The sequence below is a fragment of the uncultured Methanobrevibacter sp. genome (assembly GCF_900314615.1).
Classification (GTDB): Archaea; Methanobacteriota; Methanobacteria; order Methanobacteriales; family Methanobacteriaceae; genus Methanocatella.
On record NZ_OMWA01000031.1, the window covers coordinates 1 to 21,156 of the forward strand.

General features: G+C 33.8%; 11 protein-coding genes, 1 tRNA gene and 1 other RNA gene. 5 read left to right on the forward strand and 8 right to left on the reverse strand.

Features of this window, described 5'->3' with window-relative positions:
- Positions 1 to 359: 359 nt before the first annotated feature.
- From QZN33_RS10500 to QZN33_RS10510, 3 genes are all read right to left on the reverse strand, one after another.
- Positions 360 to 4,652 carry a carboxypeptidase-like regulatory domain-containing protein gene (locus tag QZN33_RS10500; protein ID WP_296792159.1) on the reverse strand — a complete coding sequence of 1,431 codons (4,293 nt, stop codon included), beginning with the start codon at positions 4,650 to 4,652 and terminating at the stop codon, positions 360 to 362.
- 192 nt (positions 4,653 to 4,844) lie between these two features.
- Entirely contained in the window at positions 4,845 to 9,173 is a 4,329-nt protein-coding gene (locus QZN33_RS10505) for an Ig-like domain-containing protein (protein ID WP_296792162.1), read from the reverse strand.
- Positions 9,174 to 9,316: 143 nt separating this feature from the next.
- Positions 9,317 to 14,203, reverse strand: a complete 4,887-nt coding sequence (locus tag QZN33_RS10510; protein WP_296792165.1) for a cobaltochelatase subunit CobN — start codon at positions 14,201 to 14,203, stop codon at positions 9,317 to 9,319.
- A gap of 234 nt (positions 14,204 to 14,437) precedes the next feature.
- Here QZN33_RS10510 and QZN33_RS10515 point away from each other — a divergent pair, with 234 nt between their 5' ends.
- The 4 genes from QZN33_RS10515 to QZN33_RS10530 all read left to right on the forward strand — a co-directional run bounded on the left by QZN33_RS10515 (position 14,438) and on the right by QZN33_RS10530 (position 17,697).
- Complete coding sequence (locus QZN33_RS10515) at positions 14,438 to 15,286, forward strand: DUF1002 domain-containing protein (protein WP_296792168.1); 849 nt, start codon at positions 14,438 to 14,440, stop codon at positions 15,284 to 15,286.
- Positions 15,287 to 15,395: 109 nt separating this feature from the next.
- Positions 15,396 to 16,388, forward strand: coding sequence for a tRNA dihydrouridine synthase DusB (dusB, locus tag QZN33_RS10520; RefSeq protein WP_296792171.1), 993 nt, complete (start codon positions 15,396 to 15,398; stop codon positions 16,386 to 16,388).
- A 48-nt stretch (positions 16,389 to 16,436) separates the two neighbouring features.
- Entirely contained in the window at positions 16,437 to 17,078 is a 642-nt protein-coding gene (locus QZN33_RS10525; protein ID WP_296792174.1) for a flavodoxin, read from the forward strand.
- Between the two features lie 7 nt (positions 17,079 to 17,085).
- The gene (locus tag QZN33_RS10530; protein ID WP_296792182.1) at positions 17,086 to 17,697 is read left to right on the forward strand and encodes a hypothetical protein; all 612 of its coding nucleotides are present in this window, start codon (positions 17,086 to 17,088) and stop codon (positions 17,695 to 17,697) included.
- Between the two features lie 67 nt (positions 17,698 to 17,764).
- Here QZN33_RS10530 and rnpB read toward each other — a convergent pair.
- The 4 genes from rnpB to QZN33_RS10550 all read right to left on the reverse strand — a co-directional run bounded on the left by rnpB (position 17,765) and on the right by QZN33_RS10550 (position 19,187).
- Positions 17,765 to 18,045: RNase P RNA component (rnpB, locus tag QZN33_RS10535), an RNA gene on the reverse strand.
- Positions 18,046 to 18,066: 21 nt separating this feature from the next.
- Positions 18,067 to 18,141 (reverse strand) — tRNA-Met (locus tag QZN33_RS10540).
- A 93-nt stretch (positions 18,142 to 18,234) separates the two neighbouring features.
- Positions 18,235 to 18,753, reverse strand: coding sequence for a hypothetical protein (locus QZN33_RS10545; RefSeq protein WP_296792184.1), 519 nt, complete (start codon positions 18,751 to 18,753; stop codon positions 18,235 to 18,237).
- Between the two features lie 8 nt (positions 18,754 to 18,761).
- On the reverse strand, positions 18,762 to 19,187 hold the full coding sequence (locus QZN33_RS10550; protein ID WP_296792186.1) for a hypothetical protein: 426 nt from the start codon (positions 19,185 to 19,187) through the stop codon (positions 18,762 to 18,764).
- A gap of 97 nt (positions 19,188 to 19,284) precedes the next feature.
- Between QZN33_RS10550 and map the strand changes: the two genes are divergently transcribed.
- A complete protein-coding gene (map, locus tag QZN33_RS10555; protein WP_296792189.1) occupies positions 19,285 to 20,202 on the forward strand; it encodes a type II methionyl aminopeptidase in 918 nt (305 codons plus the stop codon).
- A gap of 27 nt (positions 20,203 to 20,229) precedes the next feature.
- Here the strand turns inward: map and QZN33_RS10560 are convergent, their stop codons facing one another.
- The gene (locus QZN33_RS10560; RefSeq protein ID WP_296792192.1) at positions 20,230 to 20,976 is read right to left on the reverse strand and encodes a hypothetical protein; all 747 of its coding nucleotides are present in this window, start codon (positions 20,974 to 20,976) and stop codon (positions 20,230 to 20,232) included.
- Positions 20,977 to 21,156 lie beyond the last annotated feature (180 nt).

The following is a 21,156-nucleotide window of genomic DNA, read 5'->3' on the forward strand; positions in this document are numbered from 1 at the left end:
TACTACAGACAAACCAACCCAGAAAAAATAAAGAAATTATACAAGACCAAAAATGGAATTCTAACATTTTTAGACTTCCAAATGCAAAACTGGACACAATCACATAAAAATTAAATAAGGCTATAAAATTTTACAGACTCATTTTTTTCAAAAACACCACTCAAAAAACTATCCATATAATTACAATAACGATTAATTAAATTATAACTTAACAAAAATTAATCAATTTAATCAAACATTATTTCAAGATAAATTACACTTATTCTAAAAAAATTAATGTTTGAATAATTTCATCTACATGTACAGAGTAGTTTTTTAGAATTTAATAAAAAAAGAAAAAAAGATAGAGATGAAAATCTCTATTTAATTGTTATTTTAACTGATTTGCTTGCAGCTTTGTAAGTGTTGTCACCAGCATATTTAATGGAAGCAGTGAATTTGCCTTTTTTGGTTATTTTAAGGCTGAATGTTGCCTGACCTTTAGCGTTTGTTTTTGCTGTGTAGGTTTTTCCATTAAGTTTAAGGGTGACTTTTTTACCTTTAGCAAGGTATGTTTTTCCATCGATGGATGATCCTTTGATGGTTTTTAAAGTTACAGTGTATTTTTTGGTTTTCGCAGTAGCTTTAAATGTTTTTGCGCTTGCAGAAATTGAGGTAGTTTTCTTGTTGATAGTAACTTTGTGTACAGCCATAGAAGCGTTGTAGTCCTTATCACCTAAGAATACCAGTACAAATGTGTATAAACCTGCGTTTTTCAAGTTAATTTGAACACTTGCATAACCGTTTGCATCAGTGGTTCTGTTTAATGTAACACCATTGTAACCAATATAGATTGTTTTATTTACAAGAGGATTACCATTTTCATCTAAGAGCTGGAATGTGAAGTTTCCACCACGTTCTCCTTCATAGTAATCACAAGCATATTGTGTGAAGTCACTGCTCATTATAGTAGTATTGGTTCTTGCAGGAGCAATATCTTTTAATATGACTGTTGCGTTTGAAGGTTTTAAGAAACTGTCTCCATCAAATGATATTTTAATTTCAGCATTGGTCAAATTAGTGATTTTGAAAACACCATTACTGTCAGTTTGGGTTGTGTAGTTTACACCATCTACAGAGTAATTAATAGTATCTTTTGCAATTGGATTTCCATTAACATCAGTCAAAGTACCGGTAATATTGCAGTTACCGTATACTTCATCAATAGAAATCATAGTTGCAGCCTTATTTTCAATTACAGGAGTGTTATTGTAAACTTCAGAGTTAGCAGCATTGGTTACACTGTCATCGCCTGCGAATTTTTTACCTACAAGGTAGTTATCATGTACGGATGCAGCAGTGTCTCTGACATCAATTGCATAATCTGCAGTGGTTTGAATATTGTTGTTAGTGATTGTTGAATTACCTTGAACAACTTTAATACCTGCAGTATCAGTACCGAATGCTTCCCATACACTTTCAGTACCAACATTGGAAGCATTAGATAAAATTTGAGTATTGTCAACAGTTAATTTGGATCCTCTGTAAGCAATACCAGTAGTGTAGTTACCGTTTACAGTAATGCCTGAATCAACAATATTACTTTCAACATCACCTAAAGACATACCGATTACGAGATATGCTTCACCGACAATGTCGTTTCCGGTGTAGTTTACAGAAACATTCTGACCGTTCATACCTGAATAGACAGGATAAGCAAGTTGTGCTCCTTTTGCGATAATACCGTTGTCTTTAACAACACCAGTAGCAGGACCTTCAATATCAATACCGTTAGCATAATAATTATCAGATTCGGCTGTAATGTTGTTTGCTTCAACTGTGAAGTTTTCTCCAGAAATTATGAGACCATAAATGTAGGTGTGACCTTTAGCATTGATTTCATTATCAGAAACAATTGCATTATCACCTTTAACGTCAACAACATAAATAGTATCGTAACTACCTACAACATCACCATAGGTTACATTTACCTTATTGAGTGAGAATACCGGATTGTCAGTGCCTTCAATAACAATACCTTCACTGATAGGGAAAGATACCCAATTGCCGGAACCTGAAGGAATTTCAAACCAAGGAACATAACTGGAAACTAAATCCAAAGTAAAGTTATTTGCTATAATAGAAGTACCAGTAACATTGTTTACATAAACAGCATTGTTAACACCAGTACCTTTAGTAGCACCCTGATAATCAATATTATTTAAATTAAGGAATAAGGATGCAGCATCAATAGCAAAGATAGCGTAAGCATTTTGATCGTCATTACCAACAACATTTATGAAGTTATCGAATATGTGAGCATCAGTCTCAGCGCCTTCTATGTGAATACCTTTTCCAGGAGTTGCAATAGTGTTGTTTTCAATTACAGCAGTACCATTAATAACTTTAATACCGACAGCTTCAACACCGAAATTCTCCCAAACAGTTAAATTACCTTGTTCTGTTGAACTTAAAACAATGTAGTTACCTGTTGCATTTATGCCAGAACCTCTGTAAGCGATACCAGTGGTGTAATTACCATCCAATATAATGGAGTTATCTTTAACATTGGATTCAACATCACCTAAAGACATACCGAATACATTGTAACCTTTACCAGTAATTGTGTTGTTTTGATATAAAGCAGATACATTCTGACCATTCATACCTGAATAAATAGCATAAGCAGACTCTACACCAGTAACATCAATAGTGTTATCATATACAACACCGGTAGCAGGACCTTCAATATCAATACCATTAGTATAATAATTATCAGATTCAGTAGTAATAGTATTAGAGTTTATATTGAAGTTATTACCTGATAAAATAATACCATAAATGTAAGTATGACCTTTAGCATTGATTTTATTGTTTTCAATTAAAGCATAATCAGAATTCTTAAAGTCAACAGCATAAATAGTATCGTGATTACCTATAACATCACCGTAAGTAACAGTCACATTATTTTCCCTAAATTGAACAGCTTCACTGGAATCAAATACAATACCTTCAGATACAGGGAAAGATGTCCAATTACCGGAACCTGTAGGAATTTCAAACCAAGGAACATAACTGGAAACCAAATCTAAAGTGAAAGTGTTACCAGTAAATCTAGCATCAGTAGTGTTGTAAATATAAACAGCATTATTAATTCCAATACCAGCAGTAGTACCCTGATAGTCAACAGTGTTATTGTTAACAATTAAACTTGCTAATTCATCAGCGTAAAGAGCATAAGCATCTTTATCAGCATTACCAACAACGTTAATGAAGTTACCTTCTAAAGTAGCACTAGTTTCATTACCGGTTAAAACAACACCTTTTCCAGGAGTTGCAATAGTGTTGTTAGCAATAGTAGCATTGCCTGCAATTACAAGAATACCTCTAGCTTCAACACCAAATCCTTCTTGGACAGATTCGTTACCTTGTTCAGAAGAAATTAAAACAAATCTGTTGCCATCTACATTTAAAACATCAGTTCTAGCAGCAAGACCTGTAGTATAATTACCTTCAAGATTAACAAAGTTATCTTTAACATTGGATTCAACATCACCTAAAGAGAAACCAAAGATATTGTAAGATTTACCTGTGATATTGTTATCAGTATAGTTAGCACTAACAGTTTTACCATTCATACCAGAATAAATAGCATAAGCACTGTTTACAGCACTAACATCAATATTATTGTTTTCAACTACACCAGTTGCAGGACCTTCAATATCGATTCCGTTAGCATATAATACGCCGGTAGAAGTAATGTTATTGCCGCTGATTGTGAAATCATCACCAGATATGATTATACCATAAATATAAGAGAAACCATCAGATATTATTTCATTATTGGTTATTAAAACATCATCGGACTCAGATACATCTACAGTATAAATTGTATCCCAATCACCAGTAACATTTCCATAGGTAACATTTATTAAATTTCCGTCTAAAATAGCACCATCAGAATTTTTAATAACAATTGCTTCACTCATAGGAGCACTTACCCAATTACCAGAACCTGCAGGCTCTTCAGCCCATCCAACAGCAGCGGAAACAAGGTTTGCAAATATTTGATTGTTAAAAATTGTTGCATTTTTAGAACTGGTTATGCGAACAGCATTATTATTATAATAACCGTTGGTTCTACCACCATATGCAATAAATGAATTTATAAACTTGAAATCATCAGAATACATTACTTCAATAGGAATTGCACCTGCACCGCTTTGGTCATCTGTAAATACAATATTTACATTGTCAATTAAAACATCAGAAGTATGATTTTCTTCACTTCCAGCAACGAAAATAGAATTTACACCTTTATTTTGAATAATTGATAAATTTCTCAATATAACATCACTGGAATAAATTTCAAAGTTTGGATCGTTGAAAAATCCGCCGGTTAATGTGATAGCACGTTCAACAGTTAAATTCAAATTATCAAAAGTACCGTTAAATACAATTTCATCTGCAGTTACATTTTTATACAACTGACCAGAATCATCTATATACTGACCAATAGTTTCCGGAGTAACTACAGCTGCGGAACTTTCATTTGCGCTTACATCTTGAACATCTTGTTCAACCGCAAGCGGTTCATCGATAGTTACTTCATCATCAATAGCTACAACATCAGTAGCATTATCTGCAGCAAAAGTTGCTCCAACAGATAACATTACGAAGCATAACATGATTAATGAAATAAATAAAGTTTTTGACTTAATAATTACACCTCATATTATATATAAATTATAAAATAGTCTAATAAAATTGATAAAATAATGACTATTGTGTAATATATTATTTTAAAATTATTTAAATTTAATTAAAATAAGATTGAAAAAAAAGTAAAATAAAGGTTAAAACCTTTATTTTTTAATTGTTAATGTGGTTTTTACTGTACATCCACCATAAGAAGATGATATCGCATATTTGCCTACTTTTAAATTTTTAAGTGTTAAAGTAGCAATACCTTTGTTATTGGTTTTTGCAGTGTATTTTTTATTTTTAACCTTGAAGGTAACTTTCTTATTCTTTAAGATTTTACCTTTACTGTTTACAACTTTAACAGTGTATTTAATGGTTTTTGCTTTCTTTTTAGAAAGGCTTTTAGCGATTACAGTAGGTTTGAATGTAATCTTATTGGATACCTTATGAAGACCGCATGTAGCAGTAATTGTGTATGAACCTGCAGCCAATTTTACAGTATATGATGCATAACCATTTTTATCAGTGTTAACAGTTTTGGTTTTACCGTTAATCTTAAATGTTACTGCTTTTCCTGCAATGGCTTTTTTATCTGCATTCAAAATCCTAACTTTATAGGTTACTTTATTGCCGTAATATACAGTATAAGCCTTGTTGCCTGTGATTGAAATTTTTTCAACTACATTCAATATTGAAGATGTGTTAGCATCATTGTAGTAATCTACAGAGGCAACATTAGAGATTATATCATAATCGCCAATATCCAAAGACACATCGACATCATACATAAATTTTGCAACACCATTTTTATCTGTTATCGCATTTCCTAATACGTAAGATCTGCCCGCTGAATTAATTCTGTTAAATACAACTTTAGCGTTAGAGATTGGATTTCCAAATTCATCCAGGACTGTTGCAATAAAGTTTCCAGATCCTCCCTGTTCTATTGAGACATCACCAACAGAGATAACGATATTTCCCTTGATTATAGAAAATTCCAATACTGAAGTCATGGTTTTGTAGTTATCCTTTGAAATTATGGCTTTAAATGTTGAATACTGTGCAGGAGTATAGGTTTCATCAAACTGATATGTAGCAGTGGCAATTCCATCTGAAACAGTTGACTGAGCAAATAAGTTTCCATCAGCATCATAGAATTTTACAACAGCTCCATCCATGATTTTATCCAATGTTAATGTAAACTCACCAGCACCCCTGTAAACAACATCAGGAACACTTACAGACAGCACTTTAGCATCGTGCACATAGTTATCTGAAACATTATTATTATCACTGTTACTTACTGCCTTATTTCCAGTACCTTTTTCACATTCAAGATAGTTATCTGAAATGACATTTGAAGCAGCCGCATCATCAACTAAAATTGAATAACCTGTAGCGGAGGTGACATTATTGGAACAAATCTTGTTATCTGTGGAATTATCCTTTAGATAAATACCGGCATTGCCGACTCCAAGTGAATCCAAGTTTTTGAAGCTTAAACTTTCACCATTTCCTTTAGCTTTAACGACATTATTATTAATTTCATTATTTTTACCGTTGGAAATTAAAATGCCGTAAACTTGCCTTCCTTCACCTGCAATAACATTTTCATTAATGATATTATCGCTGGATGAAATTAAATCGATACCATAGATTGCTTCAGAATTTAAGTTTAAGGTATTGTTTTCGAGTGTTGACTTTTGAGACATTTCCAAAGTAATTCCATAGCTTACCGGTGATTTTAAGTTGACAGTATTGTCTTTCAAGATAGTGTCTTCAGATGAACTGCCGACAATCAATCCGGTTGTGAAATATGGACCGTCAAGAGTAATTTCATTTCCTTTGAATGTATTGTTGGAAGCACCTTGGCCTTCAGGAGCAGTGTGGCCGGTGTTATATCCTAAAACACCCATACCATAAATATAATTGTCATTTGCCTTAATGTAGATGTTATTATTTGAAAATACATTATTGTGACTGTTGAAGTATAAGTCAATACCGACTAGTGAATTTGTAGAGTTGTCTTCACCGGTTGTTGCATGCACTGAAGATAATTTTGAAGTGACATTTACGTCATTTCCAGAAATTACGTTGTTTGATGAGTATAATAATAAAATTCCATAAGTCTGATAAATTTCTGAAATGACATGTGCTTCACCCATGCTGTATTCAGCACCGTCAATGCAAAGCTCGTTACCGTCAATACAATAAGTCTTGCCGTCAATAGTCAGCTCATTACCGTCAATGCAGTAAACTTTACCGTCAATTGTAAGTTCATTGCCGTCAATGCAATAAGTTTTACCGTCTAAAACAAGTTCTTCACCGTCAATGCAATATGAATGACCATCAATTACAAGCTCATTACCGTCAATGCAATATGATCTGCCGTCGATAACCAATTCATTGCCGTCAATGCAATAAGATTTACCATCAATTAAAAGTTCATTGCCGTCAATACAGTACTGTTTTCCGTCAATAGTTATTTCATTACCATCTATGCATTTTTCAGGTGAAAATGAATAAATTTCACCGGTTCCGATTGTTTTAATAGTGTTGTTTGCAAAAGTACAGTCCTCAGAAGCATATGAAAGTAAAGTAAATGTTAAAAAGTCTCCTTCAGAAGTTAACTCATTGTTAATTACTTCCACATCTGTTGATTCCAAAACATAAACTGCATAAGCAGCTTTAGGGTCACTGACAGTAATCTTATTGTTAACGATTCTGACACCGGAAGCCTGATTTGTGAAAATTCCCCATGCATTAACCCTGTTTGCATCTCTGTTGATGATTGTTAAATTTTCTATCAGTACTCCTCCGGATGTTACTTTAAATGTGGAATTATGGAATATTGGATTTTTACCAGTTATTTTAACGCTTTTAGTTACATAAATAACTTTGTCGTTAAATGTTCCGTCGAATTCCAGTATGTCCCCATCATTAACAGAGGAGGTTAAACCACCATTATCGTTAATGTATTCTGCGAAATTATCAGGAGTGATTTTAATTGTGGTGCCTTTAAAAATGTATGTCGGTTTTGAAGTATCAATTACTCCGGCAGGAGTGTTAATTGCCTTTCCGAAAACTTCATTGGATAAAATGTCAATATTTGAAGTAGATTCCCTTACTCCACTGGCATCAATAGCAACTTTATTTCCTGTTATGATAGTGTTTCCTATAACAGTAACATTTGAAGGCATTCTTTTGGAACTTAATTTTTCAATTAAGATACCGACACCGGATTCGGAAGTAATATTATTGTTTTCAACTAAAAGACCTGATCCTTCATCTTTTTCATAAATACCTGAACCTGAGACTGTGTAAACTGTATTGTTTCTAATTTCCACATTGGAACCGCCTGCATTGATTCCCCTACCAACTTTTGTAACGTTGATCCAATTGTTTTCTACAACGGAATTATCAATTGCAGAGATTCCTGCACCTGTTGAAATTATTTTAGCACCAATAATTTTATTGTTTACAATTGTGGAATAATAAGCACCAACAATACCGTATTCACCTCCGGTTTCAACACCAACGTGATTATAGTCAGCACCAGTAATATTTACAATAGTATTGCTGTCAATGATATTTCCATAACCTGATGTGGAAATACCTCTGTAACCCCTAATAACAGTATTGGATTTAATGGTATTGTTGTTTCCCATTATCTGAATATTATAACTCCAGGATGTAGCCAAAACATTGCATCTGACAGTGTTGTTATAAATTACATTAAAATTAGAAATTCCTCCCCTGTTAATTCCACCGGAATAACTTGATAAATATATACCGTTAGCGTCATCCACTTCAACATGATTGTCAGCTATATAATTATAATGTGAACCGCTGACAATTAATCCAGGTGTGGATCTGGTACCGTGGCCGTATGTAACCCCATATGATTTTAAATCGTTTCCGGTAACATTATTATAATTTGCACCGTTGATTATTGAAATCGGATATGAAGACTTACCTGTATTTTTTATAATACAGTCTTTAATTGTACAGTAGCTAGCAGAATTTAATATAACGCCGGAGGTGTCACCTTTTGTATTTACAATATTCAAATTGGATATTGTACTTCCGGATGCTCCGCTCAATATAGTAATCATAGAGTTTTTCATATTATTAGAAGAAGTTCCGACAATATTTACAGGTTTAGTTAATGTAAATTTTAAATCGGATAAAGTACCGTCCAAATAAATTGTATCTCCTTCATTAACAGTGGATTCAACAAGATTTCCCTTGTTGTCAAAATATTTCAGATAGGTACTTTGTGTAATTGTGTGAGAATTAGCTTCTAAAATTTCGTTGTTTGAAGCTGAATAAAGATTTTCATCAGCTCCTTCAATTGAATTTTCAGATATTTCCAAAATATCTGAATTAGCATTATTATCAGTCAGATTTACATCCTCAGAAGCGCTGACCGCACCGACATATAATAAAACTAACAGTAATAAAACTAAAATGTTAATTTTTTTAACCATTATTATACCTCATCATTTTAAATTTAATAAATTATAAAAAATTTTTATTAAATGAAACTTTAAAAATTTTCTATTATATTATTAGTTATGATAAAATATAATATTTAAAAATAACTAAAAAATAAAAAAAGTTGATGATTAAATTAATAATCATCATATTCGTTGTCTTTGTTGTTTCTTACATATCCAACCAGGAATATTGCAATTAATATTATTACTGCAATAATTACAAATACCGGCATGCTTGATTCAGTTGAACTTGCAGATTTGGATGCTGATTTTTCAGAAAGTTCATATGACTTTGCACCACCAGCGCCGTCTCCTCCGGATGAAGCATCCTGAGAATTCTGTGAATCCGCATTGGATTTTGCATCTCCTGTTGTGGATGGGTCTTCACCGACTGCAGTTCGACCGCCCGCATTTGATCCGTCAGATTCTGATTGCTGGGAAGTGCTGTTTGACAGCTGATTTGCTTTTTGCTGGCCGTCATCACCATCACCAGTATTTCCGTTTTTGTTACCTTCACTACCCTGTTTGTTGAAATCTTCATCCATTTGATATAATGGGTCAGTGTTTGTTGCCTGAGCGAGGATTTCTGCGAATTTTTGTTTTTGTGCAGGGGTTAGGGAACTTAACTGAATGATTTTTGCATTCCATGCAAGGTTCTTACATGTGTGGTGACAACATGCTACACCATATTCAATTACACTTTGCATATATGCGTCGACCAGTTTCTGAACTGTTGATGCATCTCCGTCCCAGAGTCCTTGTTCAGCCATATATATTTGCCAACCGGCCATGGACTGTGCTGCAGGAGCTAAAGTAGCATCATTAGCACCGGCAAGTGCTTCAAGATTACGTTGAGCCAATTGGTCACCCAGTTCCTTGTTGAGTTTTTCACCGCTTAGAACCAGAGAACCGTACATGTTCTGCATGTTTGATGCAAGAGCATTCATACCTCCGGCGGTTTTGGATAATATTCCATAATATTTAGGATTTAACAGTTTGCTACGAATTTCGAAATCAATTTCCTGTTCATAGGTCCTTGAAATGTAATTGTTTTTGTTCCTGATATCAAAGAATGCTGTATCAGGTTTATTTTTACCTGACTGTTTTTTCAACATATTAGCAGCATTGTATAAACCACCGAACCAGTCATAGTAATCATCGGAATCGAATAATCTCCATGAACTGTCGAAGTTTTGAGTAATCACATCAACTTTTTCAAGCAAATACTTATAGTTTTCTTTTTCTTTTTTAACAACAATGTTTCCTTTTTCGTCCAATGTCCAGGAATAGGATACTTTGTTTAAATATATATCCATTGCATAGTCATTTACAGATGAAATATTCCAGTCTGCAGTATTAGGCAATAGATTTGACATACCGGTTCCTTCTAATACATTACCTGGAAGACCAAATAACCTATCCAAAGTAGGATTTTCAGCATAATGTTTTTTAACATAGTTGTTGGTTTCATCCTCACCGGTAGCATTTACAGCCATATTAACAGCTCTAAGCATCCATGTAATCCAATCCTTGTTGTTTGTAACCATACTTGCAAATACATCTATTCTAGGCCTATTAACAACAGAACCATCATTTAAAGTTATGTTTAAATCACTTAATGGAATCTGTTCTACATCAAGCACTTTTCCATTGTCCGCCCAAACTGGTTTACAACCTAACAAGTATAGGAATTCAGCTACACCTATACCTTCTGTCCTGGATATCTCTGTACCCCATAAGATTAATGATGTTAACTCTGGCCATTTACCATGTTGTTCATAGTAATTAGCTAATAGCATGTCAACGATTTTAACAGCGGATTCAAATGCCGCATGAGATGGCATTCTTGTAGGGTCAGATGCATAACCGTCAAATCCTGTAGGTATTGAATCACCGTATGATGGATCAGCGAATAAACCTGATTTTACATAACGTCCGGATAATGCAAGCATGATTGCATTCCATTCGTTGTTATTTTGGATATTTGCTATGATATCTTCACAGTAGAGTGTTGAATTGTATAATGCAGTACCTTCCTTAATTCCGAATTTCTTATTCAGGTCTTTGGCAGAACTTCCGTTGACCAATGAAGAAGAATAATTCATCATGAATGCCTTTATAGCATCAACTTCCTTAGTATACTTGAAATTCTTCAGCATGTCCTTGTAAAAGCTTAGTCCTTTCAGTTTAGGATATAAGAACTCTACCAGCTGGTCATAAATTTTTGTCTGGGAAGTTACAATTGTAACTACCTCTTCAGCCATTTCATAACCTGTCAGGACTTTACCCAAAGTATGAAGACCGTAAGTGTTGAAGTCATCTTCCATGTCATCAAGATAGTGATGCAAATCATCTATATAGTTTTGGAATGTTTCGTTTTTGGATGAGAAGTTTCTGAAACCTAATTCAGGAGCCAATTTTACAATCTTTTTCATATATTCATCCGCATTTGAAGTAACGTTAAGCGCCATCTGTTCTTTATAGTAATTAATGTAATTTTTTAAAGTAGTATAATTACCGTATAACTCAGATGAAACCATTGCAGGAGTCATGTGAGTAATCATTAATGCAGAACTTCTGTCACGAGCAACCATTGCTTCACCAGGGTTGGATACAATATAAGGATAGACTGTAGGAATTAATGTTAACTCAAAAGTCCAATCTCCCGGAAATGCGCCCAGATTTACACCAGGCAACCATTCCAATGTACCGTGGGTACCCATACTGACAATAGCATTCATCTTAGCGGTTTTTTGCATCCACTTATAGAATGCAACATATTGCTGGTGCGGAGGAATAACTAAACTGTGATAATCCTGGACTTCTTCCCATCCCCTACTAGGCTGGAAAGTGATAAATACATTACCGAACCAGACACCAGGAATGACTATATATTTATTTTTATATACCATTGCAGGACCTAAACCGTCTCCCCAATAGCCGGTAAGGTTGTTATATAATGAATCCCTAATGTCTGAAGTTAAATATTCAAAGTCCTTAAGAGATATCAATTGATGATGTGCCATCAAGTCATCCCAATTTTCTTCAACATATTTTTCAAGCAAACCTGAAGCCCATGATCCCTTATTGTTCATGTCGAAAATAATTCTAGTCAAATTGTATAATGAAACCAGATGAGTGAATGACCCATTGATTTGGTAATTATTCTCGGAATTAATAAGGAATTGATAAGTATTGTTATAGTAGTTAGAATACTCGACTGAACCTCCAATGTCATAACCTTGAGCATATAATTGAAGAAGTAAATCATAAGCACTAGTAAATACATCTAAGTATGAAGCACCAATTTCTGCTTTACCAGGCGGATAATTATAAAGCATGATTGCAACTTTCTTGTCGGAATTATTCAAATCATGTAAATCAGCCCATTTACAGTTTAACTGCACCATCTTGTCAACACCGTCCTGAATCACATGAGAGTTACCGAAACTGTCAACCCAAGACAATGCCACCTGACCGAATACCCCTTCAAAACTAGGATATGTAACCATATAAGTCCATTCAACCTGTGCACCCAATTCAGATTTATAACTGTATTCGGATATTTCCACAATACCTTTCAATACATGTAGATCAATATCAGTCAAATCAGGCTCTGCAGTACCGTTAGCATAGTCAAGTGACCAGCTGCACAGTGAATTTACAGCAGAAATTCCCACTTTTGAGATATTGTTGATTCTGTTCAATATTGAAGACATCGGAGGCTGAGTTCCTGTTTTAAATACATTGAAAGCAGGTCTGCCGTTGGCTTCATAACCTCTGATTAATGCATCGGATACTTCTTCTCCACCATAATATGAGGCAATAGCTATGAATGATTTTGTAGGATTGAATTTAGCAATATAATCAGCTTCAAACCTTTTAAATAATGATGTAGGATCCAAAGTTTCAGTTAACCAAACAACATAATTTTCAGTCATCCAATTTAAACTACCGTCAGAACTATGGGTGTAACCCGGATTTTCATGAATCCACTTATTGATTAATTTTCCATCAGGGACTAAAGTATACATTCCCAAATCCGGATGATAGAAACCGCATTCCGGAGACATCAACGGAGCGTTATCTTCGTCAAGTGTAGGATTTGCATATTTTGATGGATTGATTAAGTAACGAACATAATCCAGATAATTTTTCATATTGCTCTGAAGAATATCTGATTCTGCAATATCTCTAGCTTGGAAATAAGAACCTATATATGTATTTTCAATAGTATCGTAAGTGTTATTTGCAGCGGAAGCTCCAACAACATGCAAACCTGTATTATTCAAGATCTGTTTTGAGAATACACTGAATGTATAAGCAACATTATATCTTGCATTTGCAGGTGATTTTGCCAAGAGCTCTTTTAAATATTGTCCTGTAAGAACACTGTATGCAGATTCTGAAAACATGTCTATGTGCATGAACTGAGCATATTCAACCAGCCACGCTCTGGACTTGTCGAAATCAGTAGTACTGATATAAGCTACCCTTCTTGACATGTTCATTAAAACGTCAACCTTCTCATTGTGGGAATTATAGTCAACTAGCAACAGGATATCCGGAGTAAACATTATATCTCTAATGGTTACAGTACCGCTCTTTTTTGTAAAATCGATGACATCCAGCTTTTGAGTCTCATAAGTAGAATAACTGACTTCCACATAATATTTAGCAGAACCAAGGTTTTTAATTGCAACATTACCTTTTGAATCTGTCTTGTGAGTTGAAATCAACTTATGATTGGAGTCAAATACCTTTACAGTAGCACCTTTAAGAGCAAATCCGTCCTCATCCCATGTTTTGGAATTTTCATTATACGAATCCCTTACATCAACAATATTAATTACATTATTGTTTGCAGACAAAATGGAATCATCTGAAACTTGAAGCTGATCTGTATCCTCTTGCGACGTTATTTCATCCAATTCAATTGGAGAGCCAACCATCTCAGATACAGTTTCATTATCTCCTGCAAAAACACAACTTACAGAAAATAGAAGCAATATAGAAATCATTAATGCAAATACTATTCGATTATTTAACTTTAGCGTATTTTCACCTCCTTTTCAACTAATTGATAAAACATAGCAACATAAATTTACTATAAGTTTAAATTTGATTTGAAAACATATAAATATTATTGAATTTCAGCAATATTTATAAAAATTTAAAAAAATACGCACACAAATAATATACATTTAAATACTAAAAACACCAAATAAGATTTGCTATTATGAAGAGGTGATAATATGCGTAAGAGTACAATAGGTATTGTTATTTTATCTATAATATTAGTTGGAATGATTATCCCTATAGGATTTTCAGGCCAAGCGGACTCTGTAGTAATCACTTATGGTGAAACTACATATGGAAATGCAAATTATAAAAATACTGTTGATACATTTTTCCAAAATCAGGCAAATGCTGATTTGAAAAATGCAAATTCAAAAGTTATAACAGCAAGTGAAGTAAATAAAATTGCAAGCACAATAACTGGAAAAACTTACGGATCAAATCAAATATTTTCCTCTGCTCTTGTTGATTTGAACGATAATGCAAAACTCCAAGTTAGTGTTGATAAATCAAAAATCACTACAATCACTGGAGATATGTACTTATCTGCATTAAAATCATCCGGAATTACAAGTGGACATGTTTACGTAACAAGTCCTGTAACAGCGACTGGTGAATCTGCGCTTGCAGGAATTATGAATTCATATGAAGTAGCTACAAATGTAGAAATTCCTGAAACAGTAAAAGAAGCAGCTAACAATGAAATTTACACTCAGGCAGAAGTTGTTCAAAATTCAAACGTCAGCTCTGAAAAAGTATCAAAATTGGTTGATGATGTTAAAGAAACCGTTAAAGAAGAAAACGTTACAGATCACCAAACTATCGTAAACATAATCAATAATTACACTGTTGTAAATAACATTAACATTACAAACAGTGACATTGAAAACCTTGCAAATGCTATTCTGCAAATTCAAAATGCGCAAGGAGATAAAAACAACTACGAATCACAGGTATCTGATATTTTAAACAATACAACCGGCAGTGATTCAGCAAATGATTTTTTAAGCGGAATATTTGGCTAAATATTCCCAATCATTTCTTTTTTTAAAAATTTATTTTTCAATTACCCTAATAGGTAATATAAATTATTTAACACAATATATAATTATATAGTGAAATTCTGTTGATATTATGAAATGGAAAATTGGCAATGTAAAAATCGATAATCAGGTAGTTTTAGCGCCGATGGCAGGAATATGTGATTCAGCATTTAGAAGAATAGTTAAATCCATGGGCTGCGGACTTATAGAAACCGAAATGGTTTCGACAAAGGCAATAATGTATAATGATTATCGAACTCAGGAAATGCTTTACATGACTGAAGAGGAACGGCCAATTTCCCAGCAGATATTCGGACCTGACCCAAAATCATTTGAAATAGCTTCAAGCCACATTTGCAAAACCATGAAACCTGACATCATCGATATCAATATGGGATGTCCTGTCAAAAAGGTTGCAATAAAAAGCGGAGCCGGAAGTGCACTTTTAAAAAATCCCGAAAAGGCCAGAAAAATTGTTGAAACCGTTGTCGAAAACGTTTCCATACCTGTTACTGTTAAAATAAGAAGCGGATGGGATCATAACAGCATCAATGCAGTTGAGATGGCAAAAATCATTGAAGACGCAGGAGCTTCAGCAATTACAGTTCATCCACGGACTAAAGAAGACAAATATGATGTAAAGGCAGACTGGTCAATAATTAAGGAAGTTAAGGATAACGTATCCATACCGGTTATCGGAAACGGAGACATATGGACCTGTTATGATGCCAAAAGAATGCTGGATGAAACAGGATGCGATGCAATAATGATTGGAAGGGCAATCAGAGGCAACCCATGGCTTGTAAAACAGTGCATTGATTATCTTGACAGCGGTATCGAACCTGAAAAGATTACAGCAGAGGAAAAAATCGCAATGGCAAAAAAACATGCCGAACTGCTTACAGAGCTTAAAAGTGAAGAAATTGCCATTAAAGAGATGAGGTCACATGCAGCATATTATCTGAAAAATCTTCCAGGAAGCTATGAAATCAAGCCAAAAATATTCAAGATATCAAAAAAAGAAGATCTGTTCAGCCTGCTTGATGATTATCTTGAGTCAATGAAAAATTTCAGAAAGTTTTAATGTTGAGCAATACAACAATATTTAAATATCTAAAATATAAATACCTATATGAAACGAATACTTATTTTATTGACAATGACACTAATCGTGTTAGGAATGGCAGTTGCAGAGGTAAGCGCTATAAGTGATGCTGAGACTGCAGCTAATGACATTTTAAACAAAAACAATACTGACAGCAAAGTGCTCGTAGTCTATTTTTCAAGAACCGGTGAAAACTACAATGTAGGTAATGTTGATGTTGGAAATACTGCAATGGTAGCATCCTACATCAAGGAATACTTAAAAGCTGACTCTTTTGAGATAGTTCCTATAGATAAGTACCCTGAAAAATATGATGAATGCACCGAAGTTGCACAAAAAGAAAAAGATGACAATGCAAGACCAAAGATTCAGGGAAAGATCAATAATTTCGATAGCTACGACACAGTATTCATAGGTTATCCTATTTGGTGGGGAGACCTCCCTATGATAATGTATACATTCATGGAAGAATATGACTTCAACGGTAAAAACGTAATCCCGTTCAACACTCATGAAGGATCAGGGGATGCCGGAACATACCAGTCAATACAGTCAAAGCTTCCGAATGCAAAAGTAAATACCAAAGGCCTTGCGCTTGACGGCAAAACTGCCAGAAGTGATGACGGTAAACAGCAGACAATAGACTGGTTAAAAGGATTAGGATACTAGTGATTTGATGAAAAAGATAATCGTAGACATATTGATGTTTATACTGATGTTAGTGGAGTTTTCCAAAGTGCATCTTCCACCGGAAAATCATGAAATTGTTGGAATATGCCTGTTCGTACTGGTTATCATTCATTTGATTTTAAACAGAAAATACATCAGAGCAATACCTAAAGGAAAATATAACCTTAAACGTAGTGCTCTTTTAATCATCAATGTGGCTTTTATGATTGTCTTTTTTTCAACAATCATATTCGGTTTGCTGTCCAGCCAGAAAATACTGACATTTTTAAATATTGGAAGCCTGACTGCAGTTTACCTTCACAAGATTCTTGCTTATCTCTCTTTGATACTTTTAGGCATTCATTTGGGAGTAAATCTAAGTGGAATGTTCAATAAGATTGAAGAAAAAATAAGCAATAGAAGCGTACTTTACTTAATCTACATTATTTTAATCGTGCTTGGAATATATTCATTCATTGATGTTGACTTTTACAACCATCTGATTGGAAATTACGGTTTCAGCCTGGTTAGAGGAAATCTGATTACTTCAATTTTAGAGTATTTAAGTATAACCGTGATGATTACATTAGTTGTGAATTTGATTTATAGGCGAATTTAATGGGCAATGCCTAATTGTAATCTAGTTTTAAAAAAAAGAAATTAAATGCAAAATAATTAATATTATGGCATGTTAAGAGTAACCCACCTTCTGTTTAACAGCATTCATCTTAGCGTGCTACCTTGCCTCATACAGGTTGTCATCGGCACCTTTGCTCTTGCATCCTACGGAATGGCCGTTTCACCGCTTCTTTTAATGTCCTCAATTAAATATCATCGTCTACCATTAAAAGCCGTGTCGTTTCTGCTCCAGAGTCATACTTCTCAGTATACGTTTTTCAACGCCGTAGTTCTGTGTGATGGGCGGAGTTTCCTTAGTTTAAAAAACCAGCAGCTGTCTTTAACTTGCCATAAAAATATTAATTAAAAGTAGCAGGGCCTAGATTTGAACTAGGGATCTCGGGGTTATGAGCCCCGCGGGATCACCAGACTACCCCACCCTGCTATAAGATAAAAGTAGTATTATAACTATATTTAATTATTGCTTTGATAATATATAAACCTTTCGATAAATGAAGAAAAAATCAAAGAAAATAAATTATTTATTTTCTAATGATTCAATTCTTTTATCCAAATCATTTAATTTTTCTTCAGTAGATTTCTGGAATTCTTCAGAAGATTTTTTAAATTCTTCAAAACTTTTATCTAAACTATCTACATTAGCAGTAGTTTCTGTAAATTTTGATTGAAGTTTTTCCAAATCCTGTGTAGTAGCTAAACCCCAGTTTTGAATCAATTCATCACTTTTCTCATCCAAAAAGGCATCTATCTTTTTAGAAAATGAATCAGTGTTTAAGTCAATATCGCTTAATTTGATTTTGATTCTGTTTCCCATGGAATCCTTATTTTCTTTAGGAGCTGGTGGTTCATCTTTGGTTAAGTCATAACCTGTACCACTGGATCCGCCTAAAATCTGATTCATATGAGCATCAGCACTGGTTGGCACATAACTACGTAGTTTATTCATAGTTCCAGGACTATTTACTAAATAATAATAAACCAAGATTACAATTGCAACAATTAATATAATTACAGCAACCGCTTCCATAGCATCCATGTTACCACCTATTTATTCATTTTTCGAAGTTTTTCTTCTTTTTCTTCAATTTCTTTAAGCATTTTTTCTAATTTTCTCTGTTCAGTTTCAGCTTCGAGTCTTGCTAATCTTTCATTAATTTCAGAGTGCAAGTAACCGACATTGCTTCTTACTTCAGTAGTAGATTGTCTGATAGCTGAAAGACTGTCTTGTTGCTCCTGCGGTAAAGGAATTGGATTATCCATTAATCTTTTAGATTCAATATCTTTTTCGACCATGGACATTTTTTTAAGTTCAATTTCTTTTTCAAGCATTAAAATAGAGTTTTTAGATTGCGCAACTTTTCTCCATTGGAAAACAATTATAATCAGGACAATAGCAATAATAATTATGATAATTAAAGAAAAAACCATTGTATCATTTGCCAGCAACTGATTTATTGCAGAACTATCCATATTTTACCTCCAATTTTTATAAACTAGTTTAATAATAAATATAATATATAGTTTATTTAATATAAAATTAATTATTTATTCAAGAAGGTAAAAATTTATGATAGAATCATATATACAGGCCGGAAAATTGGCTTCCAAAATACGTGAAGAAGCTTCAAAAATGATTACAGACGGAACTTTGGTTTTGGACTTAGTAAATTATGTAGAAAGTGAAATATTAAAAGGTGGTGCTGAAATTGCATTTCCATGTAATGTATCCATTAACGAATATGCTGCACACTACACCTCCCCAGCAGGAGATGAAACCCGATTTAAAGCTGGAGATATGGTTAAATTAGATTTAGGTGCAATGATTGACGGATACATTGCAGATACCGCTGTTACTGTACTTGCAAGCGGAAATATGGATGAAAACTATACTCAGGATGAAATCAATTTGCATGAAGAGATCATAGAAGCATCAGCTGCAGGACTTGAAGCGGCAATTGCAACCGTCAGAGCAGGAGTTGAAATATCAAAAATCGGTGAGGCAGTTCATGAAGCAATATCCGAATATCACTTAAATCCGATTTTCAACCTTATGGGTCACAGTCTGGAGCAGTACAATTTACATGCTGGAATATCAATTCCAAATTATGACAATAACGATAACTTTAAATTAGACGAAGGACAGGCTGTAGCAATAGAACCGTTTGCAACAAATGGAGAAGGAATGGTTAATGATGCACCAGGACATTACATTTTCTCATACATGGCAAACAAGCCGTTTAGAATGAAAAGTACACAAAGAGTATTGAAATATATACAAAACAATCACAGATATGTCCCATTTTCAGGCAGATGGATTACCGATGAATTTGGTGAAAGAAAAGGTGCAATCGCTTTAAAACAGCTATCAGATGCAATGGCAATATATCCATATGCGCCGCTTCGTGAAAAACAGAACTGCTTTGTAAGTCAAAAGGAACATACAATAATTGTTGAAAAAGAAGGCTGTACTGTAACAACCATTTAAAATTAAAAAAAGGAGTTTTAAAACTCCTTAAACTCTATAATAATATCTTATTAACTGAGCAGTAGCTTTTGCTTTTCCATATGAGGCAACAACATTAAATTTACCTGATTTTAAAGGTGTTTTCAGTGTAAAAGTTGCAATTCCTTTTTTATTTGTTTTAGCGGTGTAAGTTTTTTTATTGAACTTAACTTTAACTTTCTTGTTTTTTGATACTTTACCTTTATTGTCAAGCAGTTTAACCTTGAATTTAAATGTTTTTGAAAGTTTTTTAGCACCGAACTGAGTTAATGGTATTAAAGTCGGCTTAACAATAACCTTATTAATGACCATGAAATCCTTATACTGTGCAGTTACCAAGTAAGATCCAGGCTGGAAATTAATTTTTAACTTTGCATACCCATTTTTATCAGTTTTAACAGTTTGTTTTTTAAGGTTTACTGTAAAAGTAACTTTCTGATTAGCTTTAACAGGTTTTCCATCATCTCCATATACACGAACTGTGTATGATTTGCCGCTGTTAAAGTAGACATTATAGTCCTTATTTCCGCTTAAAACATCAAATACTTGGATAGTATCGTTTGTAATTTCTGAAGTTACAATATTCATCAGATAAAGTGTGTGAGTACCTTTATTCAACGGCAATAGAAATAGAGCAACACCATTGGAGTTGGTTGTAGCATTGACACCTACAAACAGAGAATCAACACCGCAATATACGATAGTATCTTTTAAAGGAGTTCCATTTTCATCTAAAAAAGTTGCGGAGTATTCCACCCCATTTACATACCTTTTAGTAACTTTACCTGTTTTTATAGTGCTTGTGTTATCATTGACTGCATCCGAATAATCAACTGAAAGAGTTGAATCATCAGAAGTTTCAACAACATCATCAGCATTTGTAGTAGCAATGACGCTACCATCTACCGAATTAGAAATAATATCTGTACTGTTTTC

Excerpts from the sequence above, each read along its gene's own strand:
- QZN33_RS10500 (WP_296792159.1), bottom strand. The coding sequence starts at position 4,652 with ATGTTATCTGTTGGAGCAACTTTTGCTGCAGATAATGCTACTGATGTT.
- QZN33_RS10505 (WP_296792162.1), bottom strand. The coding sequence starts at position 9,173 with ATGGTTAAAAAAATTAACATTTTAGTTTTATTACTGTTAGTTTTATTA.
- QZN33_RS10510 (WP_296792165.1), bottom strand. The coding sequence starts at position 14,203 with ATGATTTCTATATTGCTTCTATTTTCTGTAAGTTGTGTTTTTGCAGGA.
- QZN33_RS10515 (WP_296792168.1), top strand. The coding sequence starts at position 14,438 with ATGCGTAAGAGTACAATAGGTATTGTTATTTTATCTATAATATTAGTT.
- dusB (WP_296792171.1), top strand. The coding sequence starts at position 15,396 with ATGAAATGGAAAATTGGCAATGTAAAAATCGATAATCAGGTAGTTTTA.
- QZN33_RS10525 (WP_296792174.1), top strand. The coding sequence starts at position 16,437 with ATGAAACGAATACTTATTTTATTGACAATGACACTAATCGTGTTAGGA.
- QZN33_RS10530 (WP_296792182.1), top strand. The coding sequence starts at position 17,086 with ATGAAAAAGATAATCGTAGACATATTGATGTTTATACTGATGTTAGTG.
- QZN33_RS10545 (WP_296792184.1), bottom strand. The coding sequence starts at position 18,753 with ATGGATGCTATGGAAGCGGTTGCTGTAATTATATTAATTGTTGCAATT.
- QZN33_RS10550 (WP_296792186.1), bottom strand. The coding sequence starts at position 19,187 with ATGGATAGTTCTGCAATAAATCAGTTGCTGGCAAATGATACAATGGTT.
- map (WP_296792189.1), top strand. The coding sequence starts at position 19,285 with ATGATAGAATCATATATACAGGCCGGAAAATTGGCTTCCAAAATACGT.